The organism is Aulosira sp. FACHB-615, from assembly GCF_014698045.1.
GTDB lineage: Bacteria > Cyanobacteriota > Cyanobacteriia > Cyanobacteriales > Nostocaceae > Nostoc_B.
The window spans coordinates 55039-80737 of sequence record NZ_JACJSE010000003.1; the positions used below are offsets into that span (position 1 = coordinate 55039).

Genomic DNA, 25699 nt, shown 5'->3' on the forward strand with positions numbered 1-25699 from the left:
CGTTTCCTTTTTTAATTAAGCGTTCCCTTTGCTTTTTGCAATGATAGTTTCAGCCACGCTGCGAGGCACCTCTTCGTAGTGGCTGAACTCCATCGTAAAAATACCTCGACCTTGGGTTTTCGACCGGATATCGGTAGCGTAGCCAAACATGGTCGCCAGTGGAACTTTGGATGCCACTTTAGCGAGTCCCTGTTCAGTGCTTTGGCTTTCAATCTGCCCTCGGCGGGAGATGAGGTCTCCAATAACGTTCCCGATAAAGTCTTCAGGAACTTCCACTTCAACTTTCATCATAGGCTCTAATAGTACTGGTGAAGCTTTCAGCACAGCTTCTTTCATCGCCATTGAACCAGCAATTTTGAAAGCCATTTCCGAAGAGTCTACATCGTGGTAAGAACCATGAACTAGCGTCGCTTTTACGTCAATCAGGGGATATCCAGCTAAAATACCAGATTCACAGCTTTCTTTCATACCTTGCTCGGCGGGGCCAATGTACTCTTTAGGTACTACGCCACCGACAATTTTAGAGACGAATTCAAAGCCGCTACCGGGTTCTCCTGGCTCCAAATTGATCACAACGTGACCATATTGACCCTTACCACCACTTTGGCGGATGAACTTACCTTCCACGTTGGTAACTGCTTTCCGAATCGTTTCGCGGTAAGCTACTTGTGGCGCACCAACATTCGCTTCCACCTTGAATTCGCGTAACATCCGATCCACCAGAATTTCTAGGTGGAGTTCTCCCATCCCTGCAATTACAGTTTGGTTTGTTTCTGGATCAACATTGACGCGGAAGGTTGGGTCTTCTTCGGAGAGAGATTGCAGAGCCTTGGATAGCTTATCCATGTCGTTCTTGGTTTTGGGTTCAACCGCTACCGAGATCACAGGCTCTGGAATAAATAGGGATTCCAGTATTACTGGTGCGCCTTCATCAGTGATAGTATCACCTGTTAAGGTATCTTTTAATCCTAACGCAGCACCCAAGTCACCAGCCCGTAGTTCCTCTACGTCTTGGCGATCATCTGCCTTCATTAGAACTAAGCGGGAAATGCGTTCTTTTTTATTTTTGGTAGCGTTTAATACATAACTACCTTTTTTCAGAACACCAGAATAAACACGAACAAAGGTTAGGCGACCGTAAGGGTCAGCCATAATCTTAAATGCCAAAGCAGCTAGAGGTTCGTTGTCATCCGCCCGGCGCTCGACTGTATCACCATTTGCAAGTGTGCCTTGAATGGGAGGCACTTCTGTTGGCGCGGGTAGGTAATCTACAACTGCATCCAACATTAACTGCACGCCTTTGTTTTTAAAGGCTGAACCACAAAGCACAGGCACGATTGTGCCGGCAATTGTCCCTTTGCGAAGGGCTGCCCGGATTTCTTCTTCTGTCAGTGCTTCGCCATCGAAGTACTTAGTCATCAAAGCGTCATCGGTTTCAGCTACTGCTTCTACCAGCTTGGTGTAGTACTCTTCAGCTTGCTCTTGCACCTCTGAAGGGATATCCGTTTCTTGGATATCTGTACCTTGGTCGTTGTTGTAAATGTATGCACGCTTCCGCACCAAGTCTACAATGCCTTTGAAGTCGTTTTCGCTACCAATGGGCAGTTGAATTGCAATGGCATTTGCTCTTAGGCGATCGCGCATTTGTTCGTGAACTCTATAGAAGTTCGCGCCTGTGCGATCCATTTTATTAATAAAGGCGATCCGAGGTACTGCGTAACGGTCTGCTTGCCGCCACACTGTCTCCGATTGTGGTTGTACTCCACCTACAGAACAAAATACAGCAATTACACCATCTAATACGCGCATGGAGCGTTCTACTTCAATTGTGAAGTCTACGTGACCAGGAGTATCGATAATGTTAATTTGATAATCTTTCCAACTGGTACTGATTGCCGCAGCAGTGATGGTGATTCCCCGCTCCCGCTCCTGTTCCATCCAGTCGGTTACAGCTGTTCCTTCGTGAACTTCACCAATTTTATGAATTATCCCAGAGTAAAATAATATTCTCTCTGTTGTTGTTGTTTTGCCCGCATCTATGTGCGCCGCAATACCGATATTGCGTACTTTCTCTAGCGGGTTTATACGTGCCACAGTAGCCTCCTATAGTTTTTGCCTCATGATATCTTGTATATTACTCTTTGTTAAGATTCTATACTTTTACGGATTCCCGTCTGGATTTTTATTCAGTCGGCGATATACCGCTTGAGGCAAGATATATCGCTGTGCTGCTTAATAACGATAGTGTGCAAAGGCTTTGTTGGCTTCAGCCATCCGGTGCGTTTCTTCACGCTTACGGATTGCGTTACCTGTTTCGTTGGCTGCATCCATTAACTCATTAGCTAATTTGCCAGCCATTGTCCGCCCTGGTCTGGAGCGAGAAAATTGTACTAACCAACGCAGTGCTAAGGTAGTACCACGTTCTGAACGTACTTCCATTGGTACTTGGTAGGTTGCACCACCCACCCGACGCGCTTTAACTTCTACCAATGGTGTGGCATTACGCACTGCTCTTTCAAAGGTTTCTAGTGCTGCATTACCTGTGCGCTCTTCAATTGTTTTGAGTGCATCATAGACAATGCGTGCAGCTAGTGATTTTTTGCCGTGACGCATGATCCGGCGAATTATCATGCTCACCAGCCGACTATTGTAAACGGAGTCAGGCGGAACTGGCCGCCTCTGAACTACACCACGACGAGACATACTTTACCCTTACATTCGGAATTTGGCAACGAAATTATATGCTATCAGACCGCGCAGTACTGGAGTGGTGGAAGCTGCCACTTAATACTGCTGCAATTTTTTTACACATTTGCAGCGACCCTGAATTGCTGATTTGCTATCTTGGACGGGATAGACAAAGCGACAACATCACAGGTATGAGTTGACAAATGAAAATGCTGCTGTCGCTTACAGCAATCTCAACTAAACCTACACTTGCTCGCTGAGTGCAGGCTGGCAGTGGTAGCTTAACTAATTTAAATTTTGAAAATAGACGCTTATATCTATTTTCACAACTGTTTAAGGGCGATCGCTAACTTTTTATATTTTTATCGCTTCCAGAGAAAGCGACTAATCGCCTTTAGGCACGACTAATCGCCTCTGCCTTATTTTTTAGCGGCTTCTTTCGGGCGTTTGGTTCCATACTTGGAACGACCTTGTTTGCGATCTTTTACGCCCGCCGTATCTAATGTGCCACGAATGATATGGTATCTTACGCCCGGTAAGTCTTTAACCCGGCCGCCACGAATCATGACTACGGAGTGTTCTTGTAAATTGTGACCAATGCCTGGAATGTAGGCTGTTACCTCAAATCCAGATGTCAGTCTTACCCTTGCTACCTTACGGAGAGCTGAGTTAGGCTTTTTAGGTGTGGTTGTGTAGACTCTTGTACAAACACCGCGCCGTTGCGGGCATTGCTTGAGAGCTGGAGACTTGGTTTTCTGACGCGCTTTTTCGCGTTCGCTACGTATTAGTTGCTGTATGGTTGGCATGGGTCACAGCGCGTGAAGCTGCTTAGGGGTCTAAGTTTTAACAAATCCTGATTATATCTTTTTTAGTACTTTTTTGTCAAACTAATTTGACTGGTCAATAGTGATAAACTATTTGACTACTGACCATTGACTATGGAATCTTGATGAATTGCAAACGAATTGCCACAACTACAGGTAGTAATAGCTTGAGGGTTATGGAAACGGAATCCTCCCCCCATCAAGTCTTCGGAATAATCTAATACTAACTCATTGATGTATTGTAAACTTTGATGGTCAACTAGAATTTGCAGACCACCAATTTCAAAGGTGCGATCGCCTGGTTGGACAACCTCAGCAAATGACATATCGTAAAATAAGTCTGAGCATCCCCCTGGTTTAACGGCTAATCTCACCAAGGTATTGGATTTTTGCTTAGACTTTAATCGTTCAATTTCAATTTTAGCAGCTTGACTCAGTTGAATCATTGAATTTTTTGGGCAGTTACATAGCCTGTTAAAAAAATATGGCGGAGTTGAAAAACTCAAAAAACTGATTTTGGCTATTTCATTGTAAATGAAGAGGTTTACTTGCAAAAGCCACTGTGAGCTTGCTTCATTGCCGAAAAATAATTGATTAACTGAATACTGAGTGATGAAAATAATACCGATTTGTAGCGTTAAAAGTAGCAGCTAAACTATTAACTAGTTCTTTTGGTAATTTCACCTCCGTAAATTTCTGGATAACTAAGGTGAGAAATTTACGGAGTTTTATTGTTAGGACGAATAAATTAACCGATGAGGATTAGTTTTCTGTACGAGAATAATCGTCCTGGTAGCGAATAATGTCATCTTCACCCAAATATTCGCCATTTTGTACCTCAATTAAAATTAAAGGAATTACCCCAGGATTTTCTAAACGGTGGGAGGTGCATTGAGGTACGTAGGTTGATTGATTATTACCCAATAGTACTTCTTGGTCGCCACAAGTTACTCTGGCGGTGCCAGAAACAACAATCCAGTGTTCGCTGCGATGGTGGTGCATTTGCAAGCTGAGGCGATGTCCGGGTTTAACTTCGATGCGCTTGATTTTATATCCACGTCCTTCTTCCAAAATAGTAAAAGAACCCCAAGGGCGCAATTCGGTTGCAGCAACACTTCGATTAGCGATCGCCGCAGGCAGTGGTAGAGTCTTAGCAGGTGCGGTTTCTTGATATTGAGCCATAGTTACCTCATTTGGAGACATAGCAAGCTGTCCTTTCTCTTAACCATTGATGGAAAAATCTGGCGCAATCTTGCAACCGTGAAAACCAGTAATTCAATTACACCTTGCTAACCATAACAAAATCAAACTTTGGGGTGTAAAGAGTCACGACTAAAACTCTCGTGAATACATAAACTCTTTACCTAGCGACAAAACAGCTTATTCTAATCTTTAACAAATTAGTTTGGGAGGTTAGAGGCTAGTACAACAAGGCAAAAGGCAAAAGTCAAAAGTCAAAAGAAAGAATATTCATACCACAAGCCTTTTAGCAATTTCTTATGGTCTGTTTATTTCCACCAACCTGTACTAGTCCCTAACCCCTAATTATCTTTGTTGCCAAAAAATACCAATACCATTATGTACACGAGCCGCAGTATTGGGAGAACGGTCGAGTAATTGTCCGCTTAAGTAAAGACTAGTTGAACTGCCACCATCTAAATTTAAAGCATTCACACAACCCAAATTTTTCATTAATTGAGCGTGTTCTGCGAGTGTCGGCCCGGCTCCACCAGCGCGGTTATGCACAGCAGCAATCATCAGTGTACCTGTAGCTGTGGTACAAATCCCACTCCGAATGGCTTTTTCGGCAATGAAAGCATTGCTGAATTTTTCAGCTTTTACATCTAGAACAATTTGACCGTTTTGAATTAATAACGGCCCGGCTCCAATAATGTTGGGGTAACGGCTAAAGTCAACAGGGGTGGTGTTACTAGCCAAAGTTACCTTTGTACCGATGGGTAATTGAGTGGCGGTAGTTGTAGCCGTTCCTCGCAAAGTTAACAAGTAACCATTTTGGGGAATAGGAATAGGAGTTTGACCCGCTTTTCCGCCTGATAGCTGACTGCTAATTTCATTGTTTTGAACTATGAGGATGCTTTCATTGTCTGTGAGGGGAGTATAAGTTTTTCCCCAGCTAGGAGTATAACGAGCAGCACCGCTTTGAACGTAACCACTATTGAGAAATAAAATTGGTAAGCGGAAATTATTTGGAGCAGTTAAAGTTTCTTGTAAGGTCAGGCGACCTACGTAAAATTGCCCAGAATTATTCCAGGCGATCGCACCTCTATTTAAAATTGGCCCGGATAACCACTGATTATCTCGGCGAATCGCGCCCAGAGGCAATTTATTATTGCGGTTAAAATAGCCACCATTAATTGCGGCTAAAGCTAAGTATTTTTGCGCTGTTTGAATTAAGGGCGCAGTGCCGACTACAGTTTCTGGAGTTGTCCAAATTGGTTTTATAGTCAGGTTGCGGGGGTTAGCTTCCAACCACACTACCGGAAAACGATCTTTCCCTAAATTAATAAATTGCTGTCGCCAGCGTAACCCATCCGCCCAAGCAATATTGCGCTCAACCATTGCATCAGGGCGAATCTCGATAATTAGGCGATTTGGGTTATTTACTGTAGTGATGCGGGGTGCTGAACCAAAAGGAACACTCAGACTAATAATTGTTTGGTTATTCACCACCTCTATTTTTTGAAGCAGGCTATCAGGGTTTGATTGTGGTGGTGGTAATTGTTTGATTAGGTTTGGTAGAGATGGTGGTGCTGGTGTTACTGGGGTGTAACGTTGAATTAAAGCTGGATCAGTTAAAGCATCCAGGGTAATGCGCCATTCTCGATTCGGTATCGTTGTAGGTTGGGGTGCGATCGCATCTGGATCATCTGGTGTTTGAGTTGGTTTGATGGGTAATCCTTGTCTGACTATCCAAGGTGTGGGACTGTCTAAATCAACCACAACGCGATTTTCACGGATAGTAGAAGTACCAGGAGGATTGAGAGCCTCATGACCAATCATCAGATTTTTGATTCGCGCTTGGGGAGTAACAATTACCAAAGTGTTACCATTGAGTTGTACTTGCCAATTTGCTTTTTGGGTAAACTCAGTGATATCAAGATAGCGGTATCCGGCTTGGAGAAGAGTTACTAAGGTCTCTGGGGTGGAAGTAAACCACTGAATTGGTTGTTGGCTAGGATTATTGCTATTTAAAAAATCAACTCCCATCGCCTGACGAAATAAACCATCACTGAGATAAATAACTTGCTGATCAACTACTCCTAATTTGACCATCCAAGCACCGGGGATGATGCGACCATTGAGGGAAATTTGATTACCAGCAGATTGGGCTTGTCGTCGCAACTGTCCTGGTTGTGGATTGATCGGAGGCTGTTGAGCGATCGCCATCCAATTAGGAGATACACTAAGGATTGTGGCAATTATGGGTGATGCAATTAAGCGCAAGGATTGATGTTTGGCAGGCTTAGTCACAGCAGTATGAGATTTTTGGCGATACCAATTTGGCATTTTTAACATATTTGATCCAGTGCTTTTGCAAGTTATCACTTCCAAGGCAGGAAAGTTAATTGTGACTAACTCTGGAAATTGGGTGATTTAACTTCTCCAGAAACGTGATAACCTATATGTTGGCTAGTTATCTCTGATGAGAAATACCAGCCCTGTTTAAGCTAAAACCACTGTAACTGACTGTTTTAACTGGCACTAGTTCCTGCCAAACTATAAGATATATAGTTTTGGTCATCAAATGTATATATACAATAGTCTTTCCTCACTAATAGTTGCTATGCTGTTACTTAGAGGTGAGACACAGTTATTAGTAACAAAAGTTGCAACGGGTGAGCAGCCAAGATAGACAACAATAAAAATATTTAGGAATTGTCAAATGGGTATATAGTGTAATACGCTGATTTTGTTGCTGAATCAGGAATCTTGCAGCTTTTACAACAGTGAGTTTTTCATGAAAAATTTGGTGTTAGGTCAGTTGATACTGTCTACCTGACAAACATCTATCATCTGAAAAAAACCTGGAAAATACTTAGTTTTGAAACCAAATACATAAAATTAACACAATATGTAGTTTGTCTAAACCAGCATAAACACAGAAGAATCAACGCAATAATTTTAACACGGTTAAGTCCATAAATAACCGCAGTTAAAATTTTTTTTCCCTAAATTCTCGTGATTTATGTATGACTGTGACGCGAAATTGCGAAACTTTCCCTCCCAAGCAGTGGCAAAATTTGTGACTTAACTTTCAGGAATAGGCTATGAACGATCAAAGGGTGAATCAATTGCAAACAATGTCATTTTCGGATAATAACTCTCAAGAAACCTACCAAGGACAAAGGTGGTTAGTAGAGGAAAGAGATGCCTGTGGTGTAGGTTTTATTGCACATCGCCAAAATATTGCCAGCCATGAAATCGTTACTAAAGCCTTAGCCGCATTAACCTGCTTGGAACATCGGGGTGGTTGTAGTGCTGACCATGATTCTGGTGATGGTGCAGGGATATTGACAGCCATTCCTTGGGAGTTGTTACAAAAAGAATATTTCGCAGGCAGGATAGAAATATCATCTACCAGCAATGTGGCTGTAGGGATGATATTTTTACCCCAAGACCGGGAATTAGCCCAAAAAACCAAAGCCCAAGTTGAAAAAGTGGCGGCGGAAGAAAAATTTACAGTATTGGGCTGGCGAGAAGTACCAGTACATCCCCATTTATTGGGCAGACAAGCCAAAGAAAACCAACCCCAAATAGAACAAATTTTTCTGGCGGCGGATGAAACTGGCGATGAATTAGAAAGACAGTTATACATTGCCCGTAAACGGATTTTTAAAGCAGCCAAAGCTGTCTCGGAAGATTTTTATATTTGCTCTTTATCCAGCCGCACCATTGTTTATAAAGGTATGGTGCGTTCGGCTGTGTTGGGAGATTTTTACGCGGATTTACAAAATCCCGCATACAAGAGTGCCTTTGCAGTTTATCATCGCCGCTTTAGTACCAACACAATGCCAAAATGGCCGTTAGCACAGCCTATGCGGTTGTTGGGACATAACGGCGAAATTAATACCTTGTTGGGAAACATTAACTGGATGATGGCTAGAGAAGCGAGTATTAGCCATCCAGTATGGGGCGATCGCAATGATGAACTCAAGCCTTTAGTAATTCTAGATAGCAGCGACTCCGCCACCCTCGATAATGTCTTAGAACTATTAGTACGTTCGGGACGCAGCCCCTTGGAAGCCTTGATGATTATGGTTCCAGAGGCTTATCAAAATCAGCCTTCCTTACAAAACTATCCCGAAATCACTGACTTTTATGAATACTACAGTGGTTTGCAAGAAGCTTGGGACGGCCCAGCATTGCTAGTCTTCAGTGATGGGAAGAAAGTCGGCGCAACCCTTGACCGCAACGGCTTAAGACCTGCACGTTATGTAATTACCAAAGATGATTACATCGTCGTAGCATCAGAAGCAGGTGTAGTTGACTTCCCCGAAGCCGAGATTGTGGAGAAAGGCAGACTAGGCCCAGGGCAAATGATTGCCGTGGATTTAGAAAGTCATGAAATTCTGAAAAATTGGGAAATTAAACAACGCATTGCCCAACAACTCCCTTATGGGGAATGGTTGCAAACCCATCGCCAAGACCTGAAGTCATTAGTCAACAATCATGGGACAAATGGCAATGGTAATGGTAATGGCAACGGTAACGGCAAAGGTCAATTCACCGTTGACAAACAAATCTTACTTCAGCGACAAACTGCCTTTGGCTACACCAGCGAAGATGTCGAAATGGTGATTGAACAAATGGCAGGTAATGGTGCAGAACCAACGTTCTGTATGGGGGATGATATTCCATTGGCGGTATTGTCCAGCAAACCCCACCTGTTATATGACTATTTCAAACAGCGTTTTGCTCAAGTAACTAACCCACCAATTGACCCCCTGCGTGAAAAGCTGGTGATGTCCTTGAAGGTGGAATTGGGCGAACGGGGCAATTTATTAGAACCAAAGCCAGAATATGCCAAGAGACTGAAGCTAGATTCCCCAGTCTTGACAGAAGTTGAGTTAGATGCAATCAAGGCTTCTGGTTTTGCCACGGCAGAATTATCAACCTTATTTGCGATCGCCAACGGCCCAGAAGGATTAAAATCTGCCGTCGCAGCTTTACAAGCCCAAGCCGCCGAGTCAGTCCGCGCTGGTGCGAAAATATTAATCTTGAGCGATCGCGCTGGTGGCGGTATTAGTTCAGAATCCAGCTACATTCCACCTTTATTAGCTGTAGGTGCAGTCCACCACCACCTGATCCGCGAAGGCTTGCGGACAAAGACATCCCTCATTGTCGATACCGCCCAGTGTTGGAGTACCCATCACTTTGCTTGCTTGATTGGCTATGGTGCAGGTGCAGTTTGCCCTTACATGGCTTTAGATACAGTCCGGGATTGGTGGTTTGAACCCAGAACTCAGCAGTTCATGGAACGGGGTAAATTGCCCAACCTCAGCTTAGAACAAGCCATTGGCAATTACCGCAAAGCTGTAGAGTCAGGATTGCTGAAAATCCTCTCCAAGATGGGCATATCTTTGCTGTCTAGCTATCAAGCCGCCCAAATCTTTGAAGCGATCGGGATTGGTGGCGATTTATTAGAACTGGGATTTAAGGGGACAACTTCTCGCATCGGTGGTTTGAGTGTCAGTGAACTGGCGCAAGAAGTTTTGTCAATTCACAGCAAAGCCTTCCCAGAACTCACAGCCAAGAAATTGGATAACTTGGGCTTTGTTAACTACCGTCCTGGCGGTGAGTACCACATGAACAGCCCGGAAATGTCCAAAGCATTACATGAGGCTGTGAAAACCAAGCAATACGACCATTACGAAGTTTACAAACAATATCTCCAAGGGCGACCAATTACGGCGTTAAGAGACTTGCTAGACTTCCAAAGCGATCGCCCCTCAATTCCTTTAGAAGAAGTAGAAGCAGCAGAAGATATCCTCAAACGCTTCTGTACTGGAGGGATGTCCTTGGGTGCATTGTCACGGGAAGCCCATGAAGTTTTAGCGATCGCCATGAACCGAATTGGTGGCAGATCCAATTCTGGGGAAGGTGGGGAAGATCCGGTACGTTACAACGTTTTAGATGATGTCGATGAATCTGGTTACTCGCCCACCCTACCACACCTGAAGGGACTGCGGAATGGTGATACAGCTTCTAGTGCCATCAAGCAAGTTGCATCAGGACGCTTTGGTGTCACACCAGAATATTTAGCCAGCGCCAAACAAATCGAAATTAAAATCGCCCAAGGTGCAAAACCAGGAGAAGGCGGACAACTACCAGGGGCAAAAGTCAGTCCTTACATTGCGATGTTGCGGCGGTCTAAGCCCGGTGTAACCTTGATTTCACCTCCACCGCACCACGATATCTACTCCATTGAAGACTTAGCACAGTTGATTTTTGACCTGCATCAAATCAACCCGAAAGCCCAAGTATCAGTCAAGCTAGTGGCTGAAATTGGCATCGGTACAATTGCGGCGGGTGTAGCCAAAGCCAACGCGGATATCATTCAAATTTCTGGTCATGATGGCGGTACAGGTGCATCACCTTTGAGTTCGATTAAACACGCTGGTTCACCGTGGGAACTCGGATTAAGTGAAGTGCATCGCGTCCTAATGCAGAATAGTTTGCGCGATCGCGTCATTTTGCGGGTAGACGGCGGACTCAAGACTGGCTGGGATGTCTTGATGGCTGCATTGATGGGTGGCGAAGAATTTGGCTTTGGTTCCATTGCCATGATTGCCGAAGGTTGCCAAATGGCGCGAGTCTGCCATAAAAACACCTGTCCTGTGGGTGTAGCAACTCAAGATGAAAAACTGCGCCTGCGGTTTAAAGGTATCCCGGAACACGTCGTTAACTTCTTCTATTTTGTTGCCGAAGAAGTGCGGAGTTTGTTAGCCAGATTGGGCTATCGTTCCTTATCAGAAATTATCGGTCGTGCAGACTTATTAACAGTCCGTCCCGAAGCCAAACTAGCTAAAACCCAAGCCTTGAATCTCAACTGCTTACTGCAACTACCAGATACAAAAGAAAACCGTAGCTGGTTAGTGCATGAAGAAGTTCATAGCAATGGCCCGGTAATTGATGACCAATTGCTGGCGGATAGCGAAATTCAAGCCGCAATTCGCAACCAATCGACGGTGACGAAGAACTTAAAAATCGTCAACACCGATAGAACGGTTGGTGCGAGATTAGCTGGTGCGATCGCATCTCAATATGGCGACGGTGGCTTTGAAGGACAAATTAATCTCAACTTCCAAGGTAGTGTAGGTCAAAGCTTTGGGGCGTTTAACCTCTCTGGGATTACTTTAACTCTCGAAGGCGAAGCCAACGACTACGTAGGCAAAGGGATGCACGGTGGTGAAATCATCATCAAACCCCCAGCAAAAGCCACTTATGACCCATCCAAGAACGTGATTGTGGGTAATACCTGCCTTTACGGTGCAACTGGCGGCTTCTTATTTGCTAACGGTTTAGCAGGTGAACGCTTTGCCGTCCGCAACTCCAAAGGTACAGCCGTAGTTGAAGGCGCAGGTGATCACTGCTGCGAATACATGACTGGTGGTGTCATCGTTGTCCTCGGTAAAGTCGGACGTAACGTTGCAGCCGGGATGACTGGTGGTTTGGCATACTTCCTCGATGAAGATGGTTCCTTCCCTGAATTAGTTAACCGGGAAAACGTCAAAATTCAGCGAGTTCTGACAGAAGCAGGCCAAAAACAACTGCAAGAGTTAATTAGAACTCACGCAGAACGCACTGGTTCACCCAAAGCCAAAGCAATTCTGCAAAATTGGTCAGAATTTGTCTCTAAGTTCTGGCAATTAGTACCACCTTCCGAAGCCGATAGTCCAGAGGCTAACCCGCAAGCAGTGGTAGAAAAACATCTGAGTTCGGTGTAGTTAATCGCTGATGAGTTATGAAAAAAGGGGACAGTAACAGCGTCCCCTTTTTTGATCACAATTAAACTTATTGCGAAAATTTTTAAATACACTATTTCTGCAATTTCACCAAATCAGATTTTAACGCGCGAAGTTGACCAATGAATTACGACACAGCCCGCAAACTGCTTGTATCTCAAACAATCACAACCGAAGAAAACCCTGATGCTTTATTGATGCGGATGAAGCAGGGAAAACCACCGGTTCCAGGTCAGATTACCTCGATTTTGTTGGCGTTAAAGGTTGTGTTTGAAGCCCTCAAAGATGTACCCAGTCTAGACCGCGAGTTAACTTTTGCCCTTTATCAGTTAAGTGTCAAGACACAACAGTTATACGTAGCTGGACGCAAAGCTGGGGTAGAATGGCCACCCCTACTTAAAGAAGATTTAGTGAGAATTTCTCTGGCTGTAGAAAGTATCTTTTCTGGTGTGTGGCAAACCCCACCAACTGGGGGATTTGGCGGGGTTTAAGATTCAGCGAGTTTGTAATTCTTGCAGCAATTTTTCGACATCAGTTTTGAGTAAAACTGTCATTTGTCCAGTGAAAGCTTTACCGTTGCGCGGTTTAGCTATTTCGATCCAATAAGCATAGCGATCGCCTATACGCAGTTGTCCTTGTAAAGCTTCTTTAATTGGAGTTTTGGCAAACCGCGCCGAGTTGACTTCACCTTGGCTGGGGTAGTCATACACCACCTGACCTTGATTAAAATCTTGATAGATATCGTAGCCATAAATTACCCGCAGAGATTCTTGCAGGCGTTGAAAACTCATCCCATTAATTGCATCGTACATTGCCAAGCGTTCGTAACGAATCCGGTTTCGCTCTTTGGCAAACCCCACTTTACCCGGAGGTAATACTGAAGCCTGAAACGTGAATCGTTGGGCGGCGGTGTCACTCTTCTGCACATATAGTTTTTCACCACTTCCAGGGCGCAGTGTCGGATGAGCATTCATCCAAGTTGTAACTTCTTCTGTAGTTTGCCCTGGTAAAGCATTAGCCTTGGAATTTACCAGCATTCCCACGCATAGCCAGGGAACTAGAGAAAAAGACAAAATTAAACCATTCACCAAAGATTTTTTTAGCATTTTCCTATTCGGGACTTACATGGAAATTTCCCCAAAGGGGGTTAACCATAGTTTTCCCGTTTTCGGAGGAATAATGTCAGAATATCAATTTGATAGCAAGATTATTCTCCAGCAAGTTCTCGCGCAATATCCATATTGGCAGCTAGTACACGCACAATTTCTACAGGCTTTTCTCCTCGATATATCAAGAAGTAACGGGGATGCACCAACCAGAAACGAACGGGTAACGGTGTCAAGTCAGAACGATAGTGCCCTATTCTGGGGTTGTCTGTCAGCAATTCACAGGCTGCAAGAAGTTTATCCAGCATCCGTTCAGCAGCATCTTGATTATCTCGTGCAATATAAGCGTAAATCTGCGCTAAGTCGTTCTCGGCCTGCTCCGAGAGAATATATAGTTGTGGGGTCATTACACGCGCTTTTTCATCAATTTTTGCGCTTTGCTGCGTACGCGCTCCCGGACTCCTTCGGCGGGGAGACTTTGAGCATTGTCAAGTTCCGAAAGACCGATGGCAATTTGTTCATTGAGCCATAGTTTATATTCTTCGGAATGGTCGTTAAAACGTTTTAACAAACGCAACCCTTCCCGAATCACTTCACTTTGGGAATGATACAAACCAGACTCAACTTGTTTTTGGACGAACGCTTCTAGCTCAGGAGTCAGGGAAATATTCATTTGTGCCTCGCTTTATAACCAGAATAGCTATTATGATAACAGTTTTTGTTATTGCTTGTGTTTCAAAGATACAGCCGATGGTTACAACAGCAGTTGCCAAAATTGGTATATTTTTAAGTATTTTCTGGATTATTCACTGCTAAAAAAGCAACTTTAGCTGCGGCTTGTTCAGCAGCTTTGATGGAACGTCCTCTACCTTCACCGAGTTTTTTGCCATGTAGCCAAACTTCAGCAGCAAATCGCTCTTGATTGCGGTTAGGTTGATTAATTTCCTCAACGCGATATTCTGGTAAAACTTTAAATTGGGCTTGAGTCCATTCTTGCAAAGCCGCTTTATAGTTGAGTCGAGCCGGATCAAGCCGAATTTCTGTTGCTAGTTGTTCAAAATGAGGATCTAACCATGAACGGATGAGGTCTAAATTATTGGTGCTGAGGTAAAGCGCCCCTAACACAGCTTCAAAAGCATCCGCCAGCCGGGATTCTTGACCAACTTTATCACTGGTGGCACTGCCAGCAACTAATAAATATAGTTCTAAACCATATTCTCTGGCTAATTGGGCGAGAATGCGATCGCTCACTAACACCGAACGAATCGCCGCAAAATCTCCAACTTGGCAATCTGGATATTTTTCCCACAAAATCACAGCCGCCGCTAGTCGCACCACTGCGTCACCAACAAATTCTAGTTGTTCATAATTCGCTGAATCAGATACCGTTGGATGAGTTAAAGCCAAATCCAACAGTTGCCATTTAATGGGTGCTTCCAATGGCAAACCTAACTTTCTTACTAAGCTTTCAAGTTGTCTTTGACGGCGGGGATAAACAATTGTCATTAGTCAATAGTCAGTGGTCAATAGTCAATAGTCAATAGTCTTTCGTTTTTACTTTTGACTATGGACTCAAAGAGGAGAGAGTTGGTAGTAAGCCGGGTTCTGTTATCTATGTAAAAAATTTTACAAGATGGCAGTTATCTATCTGGGACGTTTGTTACCAAACGCCTCTAGCGGCTCTTATACGCGGAACTGGTAAAAGACCAACCGTAGTTCCTCTGGCCTTGCTCCCAACCGGGGTTTACCGAGCCAACACCTCTCGATGTTGCTGGTGCGCTCTTACCGCACCTTTGCACCCTTACCAAAAGTGGGGAGTAGTGAGTGGTGAGTGGTGAGTGGGGGTTTTTCCCTATTCCCTACTCCCTATTCCCTATTCCCTAATTATGGCGGTATCTTTCTGTGGCACTATCCTCACGATCGCTCGCACTGGACGTTATCCAGCAAGTTTGGTCTTTCGGGAGCCCGGACTTTCCTCAAAACTATGATTATGTATAGTTCTGCAACTGCCAGCGCCTACTCTCCCCCTACTTACAGTGTAATCCTGGATGGCATAATGTGTTCGATTTGGATTATTTCTTCTTCTTATTCCAAGGTAGAGCGTAAGTCCAAGGTAATTTTTTGATCGTGAACGGACAATTGATCAAATACATTGGCGGAATATTGATACCTGGTGCTATTCCTACGCGAACATCAGATATTCTTAACACTAGCTGTAAAGAAAATTCTAGCTCTTTACCTCGATTCATAAAGTCGTTATATAGTTTCTTCTGAGGCGGGCCGCCATTTTTTAAGCCACTAATACTAACTAGTGGTTTTTTGGCAGAGTAAGTTCCGGCTGTAGTATCCAACTCTAGAACATCTTCGGCTGTAATTTTTTCTGAGAGGGTTTTTTTCGGAGTAATTAAGCTGGGGGTTTGTGGGATTGCTAAGTCACGGGTTACAGATGATGAAATCCGAATTACGCGGCGCGATTGTTTGGTGTGTTCAACTACTAAGGTGCTGTTTTCCCAGTCAACATACACTGCCAGATTATCTGACTTATTTTCAATGGTAAGTTGCAATTCTTTGACATCATCTAATCCATAAGCAGGATTGAGTTTAAAAGAAATTCCAATTTGGTCTTTGAGTTCTTGGGCTGTGAGTTGTTCGTTGACTGCATCAGCTTTATACGTATACTTGACTTTATCATCAATAGATTCAATCATCCGATTGAAGGTGTAAGACACACCAATAATATAAAGTGTCAATACAACTAAATTTTGATCGCCGCTACCTCTGATCATTTGGATTTTTATCTCCCTGGATGAATTTGAGTTATTTTACTTTTCGTGATGTTTAATACTGGAAAAATTAGCGAGCCATCCTCTGCGCCAAAATAGTATCAGTAAACTAACTGCGATCGCTACCATTAAAGCCAAGCAAGCCGGATAACCCCAATACCAATTTAGTTCAGGCATATTGTATGGTGATTTATCTGTATTGAAGTTCATCCCATAAATACCTGCAACAAAAGTTAAAGGAATAAAAATCGCCGAAACTACCGTCAGTAGCTTCATAATTTCATTCATCTTATTACTGACTGCTGATAAATATACATCCATTAATCCTGATGCTAATTCTCGGTAGGTTTCTACCATATCCATAACTTGTACTGTGTGGTCATAGCAATCTCGCAGATAAATTCTGACATCTTCACTAATTAAATCGCTACTATCTCGAATCAAAGTATTAATAGCATCTCGTTGCGGCCAGATAGACCGACGCAATTGTAAAAGCTCTCGCCTAATTTGATAAATTTGCTGGAGTGTTTGTGGAGTTGGTTTCAGGATGACTTCTTCTTCTAATTCTTCGATGCGTTCACCGTAAAGTTCTAATACTGGAAAAAAACCATCAATAATAGCATCTAACAAAGCATAAGCTAAATAATCAGCACCTTGTTTACGAATAATACCTTTGCCTTTATCAATTCGCATTCTGACACTATCAAAGCAATCATGTTCTGGTTCTTCCTGCACAGTCAGCAAGTAATATTTACCTAACACAAAACTTACCTGTTCGCTATAAAACCCACAGGTATTTTCTTTCGGCACGACCATCCGAGAAATTATCAGTAATTGGTCTTCATAATCTTCGATTTTAGGGCGTTCTCCCATATTGACCACATCTTCTAAAACCAGAGGATGTAACTCAAAGACTTTACCCAAACGTTGTAATATATCTTGACTACCTACACCTTGAACATCTACCCAAGAAACTGATTCCGTATCTAAGTAACTCAAACATTCTTCAGGAGTAGCAATTTGTTTACGGATAAAATTTGTTTGGTTGTAATCAAACAAAACAATGATTGGCGCTTCTGCATTTTCATCAATAATCAGAGTTCCTGGTATATTTCCTGGTTGATGATAAAAATCCTGGAAATTGGGCTTACGAACTTTTTTGCTCAGACGACGAACTTTGCTAATCATGTGTTAACTGTCAATTGTCATTGGTCATTGGTGAGGATTGTAATCTAAAATCCAAAATGCTATGACGAATGAGCCAGTGTATAAAAAAACAGCTTGTCTTGGCAAGACAAACTGTTGACAAAAATAAAGATATTTATCAGGGAAATCTGGGCAGGTAGGATTACATCATTCCCATACCGCCCATACCACCCATACCACCCATGCCGCCCATGCCACCCATACCGCCCATGTCAGGGACAGCAGGTTTTTTCTCTGGTTTTTCGACGACGATCGCTTCGGTAGTCAAAACCATCCCCGCAATCGAAGCAGCATTTTGCAAGGCAGAACGCACAACTTTCGCTGGGTCAATGATTCCCGCAGCAATCAAGTCTTCAAATTCTCCGGTAGCAGCGTTGTAACCAACGTTGAATTCGGTTTCTTTGACTTTGGAAACGATGACAGAACCTTCTGCACCAGCATTGTCAGCAATTTGACGTAGAGGTGCTTCTAAAGCGCGTTTGATAATGTCTGCGCCAATTTTTTCTTCATCATTGAGGCTGTTCTTAATCTCGTCAATTTTGGTAGACAAGTGAATTAAGGTTGTACCGCCACCAGGCACAATTCCTTCTTCAACGGCGGCTTTGGTGGCGTTGAGTGCGTCTTCAATGCGGAGTTTGCGGTCTTTGAGTTCGGTTTCTGTGGCTGCACCGACTTTAATCACAGCGACACCACCAGCTAATTTGGCAATGCGTTCTTGGAGTTTTTCTTTGTCGTATTCGGAATCAGTTTCTTCTAACTGCTTGCGAATTTGACCAATCCGTTTTTGAATTTCTGGCTTGGTGGTGCTACCTGCAACAATTGTGGTGTTTTCTTTATCAATTGTGATTTTGCGGGCAGTTCCCAAGTTTTCCAAAGAAGCAGTATCTAAGCTAAGACCAATTTCCTCAGAAATTAACTGACCATCGGTGAGGATGGCGATGTCTTGTAGCATAGCTTTGCGGCGCTCGCCAAAGCCAGGGGCTTTGATTGCAGCCACATTCAGCACACCCCGCGCTTTGTTGACTACTAAAGTTGCCAAAGCATCGCCTTCGACATCTTCGGCAATAATCAACAGTGCTTGACCCAAACGGGCAACTTTTTCTAGTACAGGGACTAATTCTTGAATACTGTTGATTTTTTTGTCAGTAATCAGAATCCGAGCATTTTCAAACTCAACAATCTGCCGTTCGTTGTTGGTGATGAAGTAAGGAGAAATATAACCTCTGTCGATTTGCATCCCTTCGACTACTTCTAATTCAGTGGTCAGGGATTTGGATTCTTCAACGGTAATAACACCATCTTTGGTGACTTTCTCCATTGCTTCTGCCAGCATCGCGCCGACTTCTTCATCGTTACCTGCGGAGACTGTGGCTACTTGAGCGATCGCAGAACCTTCCACTGGCTTGGCGATTCTGGCAATTTCTTCTACCAATGCCTCGATAGTTTTGTCAATGCCCCGCTTTAAGCTGATCGGATTAGTACCAGCCGCAACATTTTTCAAACCTTCTTTAATTAAAGCTTGTGCTAAAACGGTGGCGGTAGTAGTGCCATCCCCAGCAGTATCCTTGGTTCTTGATGCTACTTCTTGGATGAGTCTGGCACCAGTATTTTCTAAGGGGTCTTCTAATTCAATTTCTTTGGCAACGGTGATCCCATCGTTAACAATCTGGGGTGTGCCGAATTTCTTTTCTAACAGGACGTTACGACCTTTGGGGCCTAATGTAATTTTCACTGCATCGGCCAGGGCATTGACACCCCGTTCCAGCGCCCGCCGTGATTCTTCATCAAAGGAAATAATTTTAGCCATGTTTCACTTCTCTTGCGCTTCCTTTAGACAATTTAGCACTCACAGACTCAGAGTGCTAATAACCAAAACTGGTCAGATTATAAATGGAATTTATCAGGATTGGTACTGGTATGAAGTGTGAAGTTCCGCCCTGGGATCTTGAGACTTGAGTAAATACCAGTACCTTTTCTTAAAAAATTGATTAATATACATTTGATGCTCATGTAGGATACAGGCAGTAATGGTTGAATTGGGAGATGAATCTAGACAACTCCCTTAAGTCTCTGGGTATTGCCGACCCAAGCGGCATCGGCTGGTTGGCAGTAGTTTTCACGTTTCTCTTCGCTTGGCTAGTGACATGGCGCTTAATACCGACAGTACGCAAATTTGCCCTGCGAGTTGGTTGGGCTGATCAACCAAATGCGCGACGGCTAAATCGGGAACCTTTACCGAATGCTGGCGGGTTGGCTATCTATGCAGGAGTAATTGCCGCGTTAGTTCTTGCTAGTCTGTTACGACCAATTGAATTACAAAGTGTTTTGGCACAGGTTTTAACTGTGCTACTAGGAGGCTCAATCCTAGTATTAGTTGGCTTCATTGACGATCAGTTCGGTTTACCCCCTTCTGTGCGCTTGTGGACACAGATCATCACAGCCTTGTTGCTGGTGGCTAATGGCATCAGCATCAAAGTTGCCTTCGGCACACCCATAGACTCGTTTTTATCAATATTTATTACCGTGTTGTGGGTGGTTGGAATTACCAACGCTATCAATTTGATGGATGGTATGGATGGTTTGGCCGGGGGGATCAGTTTTATTACGGCGATGAGTTTGTTAGCAGTTTCCGCCCAATTTCCCAATAAAGCGGCGGCGACTTTGGTTTTGGCAGCGTTGGGAGGCGGGGCGTTGGGTTTCTTGCGCCACAATTTCCACCCCTCACGCATAATTATGGGTGACGCTGGAGCATATTTTTTTGGTTATGTTTTAGCTGCTACCAGTATTTTGGGTGATTTGCAGATAACTACAGTCTTTTCCTTGGTACCGACGGTTTTATTTTTGCTATTACCAGTGTTAGACACTACCCAAGTGTTTTTACGGCGACTATTAGCAGGAAAAAACCCCCTCAGTACTCCAGGTAAGGATCACTTACACCACCGTTTATTAGCTTGGGGATTCTCCCAAAGTCACGCCGCTTACACCCTTTGGACAATGACCTTAATGGGTAACTTACTGGCGATGACGATTCGTGGGATGCCTTTACCTGTGATAGTCGCCACCTGCACTGGCATTATTATTTTGTTGAGCTTCACCGTTTGGCAAAGAATCTTAAATAATGCGTAATTACATAACCATGCCACCATCTACGTTAAAGACTTGGCCTGTGATGTAATTTGCTGCGGGATCAGCAGCCAGAAAGCGCACCATACCAGCCACTTCCTCTGGTTGTCCATAGCGACCAAGGGGGATAAATTTCAAAATTTCTTCGGTGTTGCTGAGATTGCTGGTCATATCGGTGGTGATAAAACCAGGGGCGACTGCATTAACGGTGATCCCACGGGTTGCTAGTTCTTTAGCAACGGTTTTTGTAAAACCAATGACTCCGGCTTTGGCGGCGCTGTAGTTGGCTTGGCCTGGGTTGCCCATTTGTCCCGCCACGGAGGTAATATTAATAATTCGCCCAGAACGCTGTTTCAGCATGAGTTTGCTAACGGCGCGGGTACATAAGAAAACGCCAGTTAAGTTCAGGTCAATTACGGCTTGCCATTCTTCTGGCTTCATCCGCAAAAGTAATGTGTCGCGGGTAATTCCGGCATTGTTAACTAAAATATCGACTCGACCAAATTTTTCTGTCGTGGCGTTGATGAGTGCTTCGACTTGTTCTGCTTGGGAAACATCGGCTTGCAATGCTAAAGCCTGTCCACCCACAGAAGTAACTTCTGCTACTACGCTATCTGCTGCTGTACTAGAACTAGCATAATTCACCACCACACTAGCGCCATATTTCGCCAATTCGAGTGCGATCGCTTTTCCAATTCCCCGCGAACCACCAGTGATAATGGCTACTTTTCCTTTGAGACTTTGCAAGTTTTCTGGCAAAACTTCCATGAATTATTCCTTAAGCTTTTGAACTACCGCGCTAATTATCTTATGGTGAAAGGGCAATAAAATTTCACACTTCATACATGAATCCGGTTTGATTGGGGAATTTACTTCACGCGATGTCCGACTTTATTTTTGCAACCCCTCTCCAAACCTCTCCCCGAAACGGAGAGAGGCTTTGATTCTTGCTCCCCTTCCCTTGTAGGGAAGGGGTTGGGGGTTAGGTTTGTGATTACTGAATCGATGCACTAGACAAATGACAAATGACTATTGACCCTTGACTATAAAAATAAAATAAGGTTACAGCCATTCCTGAAAGCACGCATTAAGATTAAAAGCAATCCATAAAAATTCGGTGTGTATCGTATGGCCACTAAAAAACATTTCAACAGTTTTGAAGAAATGCTTTCTGGTTCTGATGTACCTGTATTAGTAGATTTTTACGCTGAATGGTGTGGCCCTTGCAAAATGATGGGGCCAATTTTAGAACAAGTTAATGCTCAATTAAATGGCCGTATACGTGTTGTTAAAATTGACACAGAAAAATACACCGAATTGGCTAGTCAATATCGTATTGAAGCCTTGCCAACACTCATGTTATTTAAGCAAGGCCAGCCTGTGGATAAAATTGAAGGAGTATTGCAAGCACCCCAGTTGGTTAAACATCTCCAAAATTTAATTTAGTAATTTAGATATATAGCGGTTCTCGGTTGGATGAGGTACATTTCAACCCCACCCCCAACCCCTCCCCGCAAGCGGGGAGGGGAGCGTTTGCGTCAGCAAATGCGGGGTGGGGTTCCAACTGTATTACAAGCAAGTAAGAACAGCTATAGAAGAAGATATTTTCTTCCATGCGCGACTGACGATCTTCATAGCGTTAGCAACAATTGTCAGCAAAACACAACCCCGACTGTTTAGAACAGTCGGGGTTGTAGTTTTAAGTTATGCAGTGAAAATCTGACGGATTAAAATACTCATCACTTCATTAGGGTTTTCTGCGGGTAGTAACGGACTCCAATCACCGACATTTGCATAACCAACAGCCTGCAAGTAATGTATCGTGCTGGTGACAGCTTTGGGAGAACCAATCAACAAATGTTTAATGCGTTCTCTTTTAGGAACAGCCTGGGGGACAGACTCTTGATTGTCGGGGTTTTCTCTTTCTTGTGCCATGATAATAAACGACTCCGTTAGGGGTTGAAAGAAAGGCGATCGCAAGCTCTTGCAGGAGGGGCGATCGCCTTTCTCATATTTTCTATATTATAGTATATTTTTATACTTGTAAACTACCAATTTTAAAATATTTGCAACAAATTTTTCCTTTTAAATTAGACAATTAAAGGAATTTTCTTAATTTTTATTTTGTATAATCTGTAACTTGTATATAATTATTGAAATAGATGTAGGATGTGTTAACGGCAAGAGTACGGCATCGAACACAAAGCTTTTGCTGCTACTGGCTTCGAGTTATAAACATAAAATTTCAGCCTTTTTGCTTGAATGTTGAAGTTCAGAGGGTGAAGCGTGAAGCTCAGATGCTCATAGTTGGTGCGCTCGCCTTCAAAAGAAAGTAAAATACAGTCCGGTAGGGTGAGTTAGGCGACAGCCGTAACGCACCGAGATGTTTAGTAGTGCGCGACGCTGACTGTATTGAACATTTGAGCTTGAAATTTCAGCAAATTTTTTGTGTCGGGTGTTGCGAGATGTGGTTTTGTTTCACGCAGAGGCGCAAAGGCGCAGAGAGGAAGGCGCAAGTTTTTGAGTTTTTTCACAACAGCTTTGCGAAAATTGCTGAGTCCGGCATGATTTACTTAACAGTGAACAGTAATCAGTGAGCAGTAATCAGCAATATATTTTGAAGTCTTTCACTTCTAAAAAGTGGTAGTCAACAAGAGTCAAATCCCCAACGAAAACCCTGATAACTGTTAACTGATAACTGTTAACTGACCTATACAAGCTTGTGAGTTGACTGTGAAAAAGTTATTCAGTGCGATTAATGCTGCGGGTATGTGTCTTGCACCTTGGATGGTAGCGGGTGCGATGACAACAGGGTTAGTTTTAAGTACGCCAGTTGAGGGGATAGCGCAACAGCAAACCCCTGCATATTCAGCAGAGGAGCAAGCAGCTTTAAAGGAAGCTGACGAACTGAATGAACAGGCACTCAAGTTACTACAAGAAGGGAAATACACTACCGCCATTCCCTTAGCAGAACGCTCCCTGACTATCCGAGAGAAAGTGCTGTGTCAGAAACATTCTGATGTCGCTCTTAGCTTGACTAAGTTGGCTGAACTGTATCAACCCTCCTTGACTATCTTTGAGAAAGTGCTGGGAAATGTTCATCCCCTTGTCGCCGCTAACTTGACTAATTTGGTTGTACTCTATCAAGCACGAGGTGATATCACTCGTGATATTGATGTCTTACGTCGTGGGTTAGAAGTTGAAGCACAAAATCTCAATCTAATTTTTGCTGTCGGCTCTGAAAAAAGCAAACAAGATTACATTAGAACTTTTTCAGGGACAACCGATGCTACTGTTTCCCTATCCTTACAAGAAGCACGGAATAATCCAACCGCCGCATTTCTAGCCTTAACTACTGTACTTCGCCGCAAAGCGTTCGTATTAGATGCGGTAGCCGACAGCATCCAAATACTACGCTCTAAACTTGATAAAAACCCCGAAACTCAAAAACTATTCGCTCAATGGCTGCAAGTACAACAGCAACTCTCAGCCTTAGTCTTTTCAGAATCAGGAAAACAAACCGTTAATCTGAAAGCTCAACTAGAAAAACTGGAAGCTGAAAAAGAAAAACTAGAAGCAGCTATCAGTGTTAAAAGTGCTGAACTTCGTCAGCAAACTCAACCACTAGACTTAGCCGCCATTCAAACCAAAATACCCAAAGATGCCGCTTTGGTAGAGATTGTGCAGTATCAACCATTCAATGTCAAAGCTAAAACGGATGCTCAAAGGTGGGGTAAACCGCGTTATGCGGCGGCGGTGTTGCGTTCAACCGGTGAACCGAAGTGGGTTGATTTAGGTGAAGCCGCAGAAATTGATAAGTTGGCTATTGATTTTCGTGTAGCGTTAGTCAAAGGAATTAGATTCAACAAACTCGGACGCACTTTAGATGAGAAATTAATCGCACCTATCCGCCCTTTATTGGGTGATGCCAGTCATATTTTAATCTCACCCGATGGGCAATTAACATTAATTCCTTTTGAAGCTCTAAAAGATGAGCAAGATAAATTTCTCATTCAGCGTTACGCTTTTTCTTACCTTACCAGTGGGAGAGATTTGTTACGTTTAAATTCAAATGTTAACAATACTTCCTCGCCTGTGGTGTTGGCAGATGTTGACTACAATAATCAAGGACAAACTGTAGCATCTGCAAAAACATCTGGTTCACGCGGTTCGCAAAATCTTCGCTCTGGTGATTTAGCAAATTTGATATTTGACCCGTTAGCTGCTACTAAAGATGAAGCTGTCGCTATTAAAAAAGTGTTACCCAATGCTAAAATTTTGTTAGGTAAAGATGCGACAGAAACGGCTGTTAAACAATTACAAAGTCCGAGTATTTTACATCTAGCTACACACGGTTTTTTCATCGCTGATGTGGCACAAAATCTCAACGCCTCACCCGATTTAGAATTAACACCACGTCCAAAAGAGATAATTCAAGTTGAAAATCCCTTGTTGCGTTCTGGTTTAGCATTGGCTGGGTTTAATAAACGCAAACAAGCGACAAATAATAATGATGATGGTGTGTTAACGGCGTTGGAAGTTGCTGGTTTAGATTTGCGTTCTAACCAATTAGTTGTGCTTTCTGCCTGCGACACTGGTAAGGGCGATATTAAAGTTGGCGATGGTGTTTATGGTTTGCGTCGTGCTTTGGTAATTGCTGGTTCACAAAGTCAGGTTTTAAGTCTGTGGCAAGTTGATGATGCAGCGACAAAAGAATTGATGGTGAAATATTACAATAACTTGCAGGCGGGGAAAGGAAGACATGAGGCGTTGCGTTCTGCACAGTTAGATTTGCTCAATAGTCAAGATTATAGCGAACCGCAATTTTGGGCGGCGTTTGTTCCTTCCGGTAATTGGACTCCGTTGAATAATTTGTAATGACGCTCGCGGACTCGCTAACGCTGCGCTATCGTAATTCGTGATTACAAAGCTCATATCAATTTTTTATGAAGCTGCATAGAATCCGATCCCCTTGAGCATCC

At 43.4% G+C, this 25699-nt stretch carries 20 protein-coding genes and 1 other RNA gene; 5 read left to right on the forward strand and 16 right to left on the reverse strand.

Annotation, left to right across the window (positions count from 1 at the left end; genetic code table 11):
• Positions 1-15: 15 nt before the first annotated feature.
• From fusA to H6G77_RS05110, 6 genes are all read right to left on the reverse strand, one after another.
• The gene (gene fusA, locus H6G77_RS05085; RefSeq protein WP_190591635.1) at positions 16-2094 is read right to left on the reverse strand and encodes an elongation factor G; all 2079 of its coding nucleotides are present in this window, start codon (positions 2092-2094) and stop codon (positions 16-18) included.
• 138 nt (positions 2095-2232) lie between these two features.
• Positions 2233-2703 (reverse strand): 30S ribosomal protein S7, encoded by a 471-nt coding sequence (gene rpsG / locus H6G77_RS05090; protein WP_190591634.1) that lies wholly within the window; start codon positions 2701-2703, stop codon positions 2233-2235.
• 404 nt (positions 2704-3107) lie between these two features.
• Positions 3108-3494, reverse strand: coding sequence for a 30S ribosomal protein S12 (rpsL, locus tag H6G77_RS05095; protein WP_062297066.1), 387 nt, complete (start codon positions 3492-3494; stop codon positions 3108-3110).
• Positions 3495-3610: 116 nt separating this feature from the next.
• The gene (locus H6G77_RS05100; RefSeq protein ID WP_190675958.1) at positions 3611-3958 is read right to left on the reverse strand and encodes an iron-sulfur cluster assembly accessory protein; all 348 of its coding nucleotides are present in this window, start codon (positions 3956-3958) and stop codon (positions 3611-3613) included.
• A gap of 316 nt (positions 3959-4274) precedes the next feature.
• Positions 4275-4694 carry a phosphomannose isomerase type II C-terminal cupin domain gene (locus H6G77_RS05105; protein WP_190591681.1) on the reverse strand — a complete coding sequence of 140 codons (420 nt, stop codon included), beginning with the start codon at positions 4692-4694 and terminating at the stop codon, positions 4275-4277.
• 363 nt (positions 4695-5057) lie between these two features.
• Positions 5058-7049 (reverse strand): phosphodiester glycosidase family protein, encoded by a 1992-nt coding sequence (locus H6G77_RS05110; RefSeq protein WP_190870997.1) that lies wholly within the window; start codon positions 7047-7049, stop codon positions 5058-5060.
• Between the two features lie 752 nt (positions 7050-7801).
• Here H6G77_RS05110 and H6G77_RS05115 point away from each other — a divergent pair.
• Positions 7802-12481: a glutamate synthase-related protein gene (locus H6G77_RS05115; protein WP_190870998.1), complete on the forward strand. Its 4680-nt coding sequence runs from the start codon at positions 7802-7804 to the stop codon at positions 12479-12481.
• Between the two features lie 140 nt (positions 12482-12621).
• Complete coding sequence (locus tag H6G77_RS05120; RefSeq protein ID WP_190675964.1) at positions 12622-12990, forward strand: Dethiobiotin synthetase; 369 nt, start codon at positions 12622-12624, stop codon at positions 12988-12990.
• A 3-nt stretch (positions 12991-12993) separates the two neighbouring features.
• Here H6G77_RS05120 and H6G77_RS05125 read toward each other — a convergent pair whose 3' ends face one another.
• The 8 genes from H6G77_RS05125 to groL form a co-directional block, all read right to left on the reverse strand.
• Positions 12994-13605: a hypothetical protein gene (locus H6G77_RS05125; RefSeq protein ID WP_190591629.1), complete on the reverse strand. Its 612-nt coding sequence runs from the start codon at positions 13603-13605 to the stop codon at positions 12994-12996.
• Between the two features lie 101 nt (positions 13606-13706).
• Positions 13707-14012: a type II toxin-antitoxin system RelE/ParE family toxin gene (locus H6G77_RS05130; protein WP_190870999.1), complete on the reverse strand. Its 306-nt coding sequence runs from the start codon at positions 14010-14012 to the stop codon at positions 13707-13709.
• Positions 14012-14278: a type II toxin-antitoxin system ParD family antitoxin gene (locus H6G77_RS05135; protein WP_190871000.1), complete on the reverse strand. Its 267-nt coding sequence runs from the start codon at positions 14276-14278 to the stop codon at positions 14012-14014. Before H6G77_RS05135 ends, H6G77_RS05130 begins: the two co-directional genes overlap by 1 nt.
• A gap of 113 nt (positions 14279-14391) precedes the next feature.
• Entirely contained in the window at positions 14392-15111 is a 720-nt protein-coding gene (gene rnc, locus H6G77_RS05140; protein ID WP_190591625.1) for a ribonuclease III, read from the reverse strand.
• A 72-nt stretch (positions 15112-15183) separates the two neighbouring features.
• Positions 15184-15629, reverse strand: an RNA gene (gene rnpB / locus H6G77_RS05145) — RNase P RNA component class A.
• A 48-nt stretch (positions 15630-15677) separates the two neighbouring features.
• Positions 15678-16391 (reverse strand): hypothetical protein, encoded by a 714-nt coding sequence (locus H6G77_RS05150; RefSeq protein ID WP_190591624.1) that lies wholly within the window; start codon positions 16389-16391, stop codon positions 15678-15680.
• A 36-nt stretch (positions 16392-16427) separates the two neighbouring features.
• Positions 16428-17576 carry a magnesium/cobalt transporter CorA gene (gene corA, locus H6G77_RS05155; protein WP_190591623.1) on the reverse strand — a complete coding sequence of 383 codons (1149 nt, stop codon included), beginning with the start codon at positions 17574-17576 and terminating at the stop codon, positions 16428-16430.
• Positions 17577-17736: 160 nt separating this feature from the next.
• Positions 17737-19401, reverse strand: coding sequence for a chaperonin GroEL (gene groL / locus H6G77_RS05160; protein ID WP_190591622.1), 1665 nt, complete (start codon positions 19399-19401; stop codon positions 17737-17739).
• Between the two features lie 236 nt (positions 19402-19637).
• On the opposite strand from groL, the gene H6G77_RS05165 reads away from it, so the two are divergent.
• Positions 19638-20720, forward strand: a complete 1083-nt coding sequence (locus H6G77_RS05165) for an MraY family glycosyltransferase (RefSeq protein WP_190591621.1) — start codon at positions 19638-19640, stop codon at positions 20718-20720.
• Here H6G77_RS05165 and fabG read toward each other — a convergent pair whose 3' ends face one another.
• On the reverse strand, positions 20721-21485 hold the full coding sequence (gene fabG / locus H6G77_RS05170; RefSeq protein WP_190871001.1) for a 3-oxoacyl-[acyl-carrier-protein] reductase: 765 nt from the start codon (positions 21483-21485) through the stop codon (positions 20721-20723). It lies immediately after the preceding gene.
• 360 nt (positions 21486-21845) lie between these two features.
• Between fabG and trxA the strand changes: the two genes are divergently transcribed.
• Positions 21846-22163 carry a thioredoxin gene (trxA, locus tag H6G77_RS05175; protein ID WP_190591619.1) on the forward strand — a complete coding sequence of 106 codons (318 nt, stop codon included), beginning with the start codon at positions 21846-21848 and terminating at the stop codon, positions 22161-22163.
• 258 nt (positions 22164-22421) lie between these two features.
• Here trxA and H6G77_RS05180 read toward each other — a convergent pair whose 3' ends face one another.
• Entirely contained in the window at positions 22422-22652 is a 231-nt protein-coding gene (locus H6G77_RS05180; RefSeq protein WP_190871002.1) for a hypothetical protein, read from the reverse strand.
• A 798-nt stretch (positions 22653-23450) separates the two neighbouring features.
• On the opposite strand from H6G77_RS05180, the gene H6G77_RS05185 reads away from it, so the two are divergent.
• Entirely contained in the window at positions 23451-25595 is a 2145-nt protein-coding gene (locus H6G77_RS05185) for a CHAT domain-containing tetratricopeptide repeat protein (protein WP_190871003.1), read from the forward strand.
• Positions 25596-25699 lie beyond the last annotated feature (104 nt).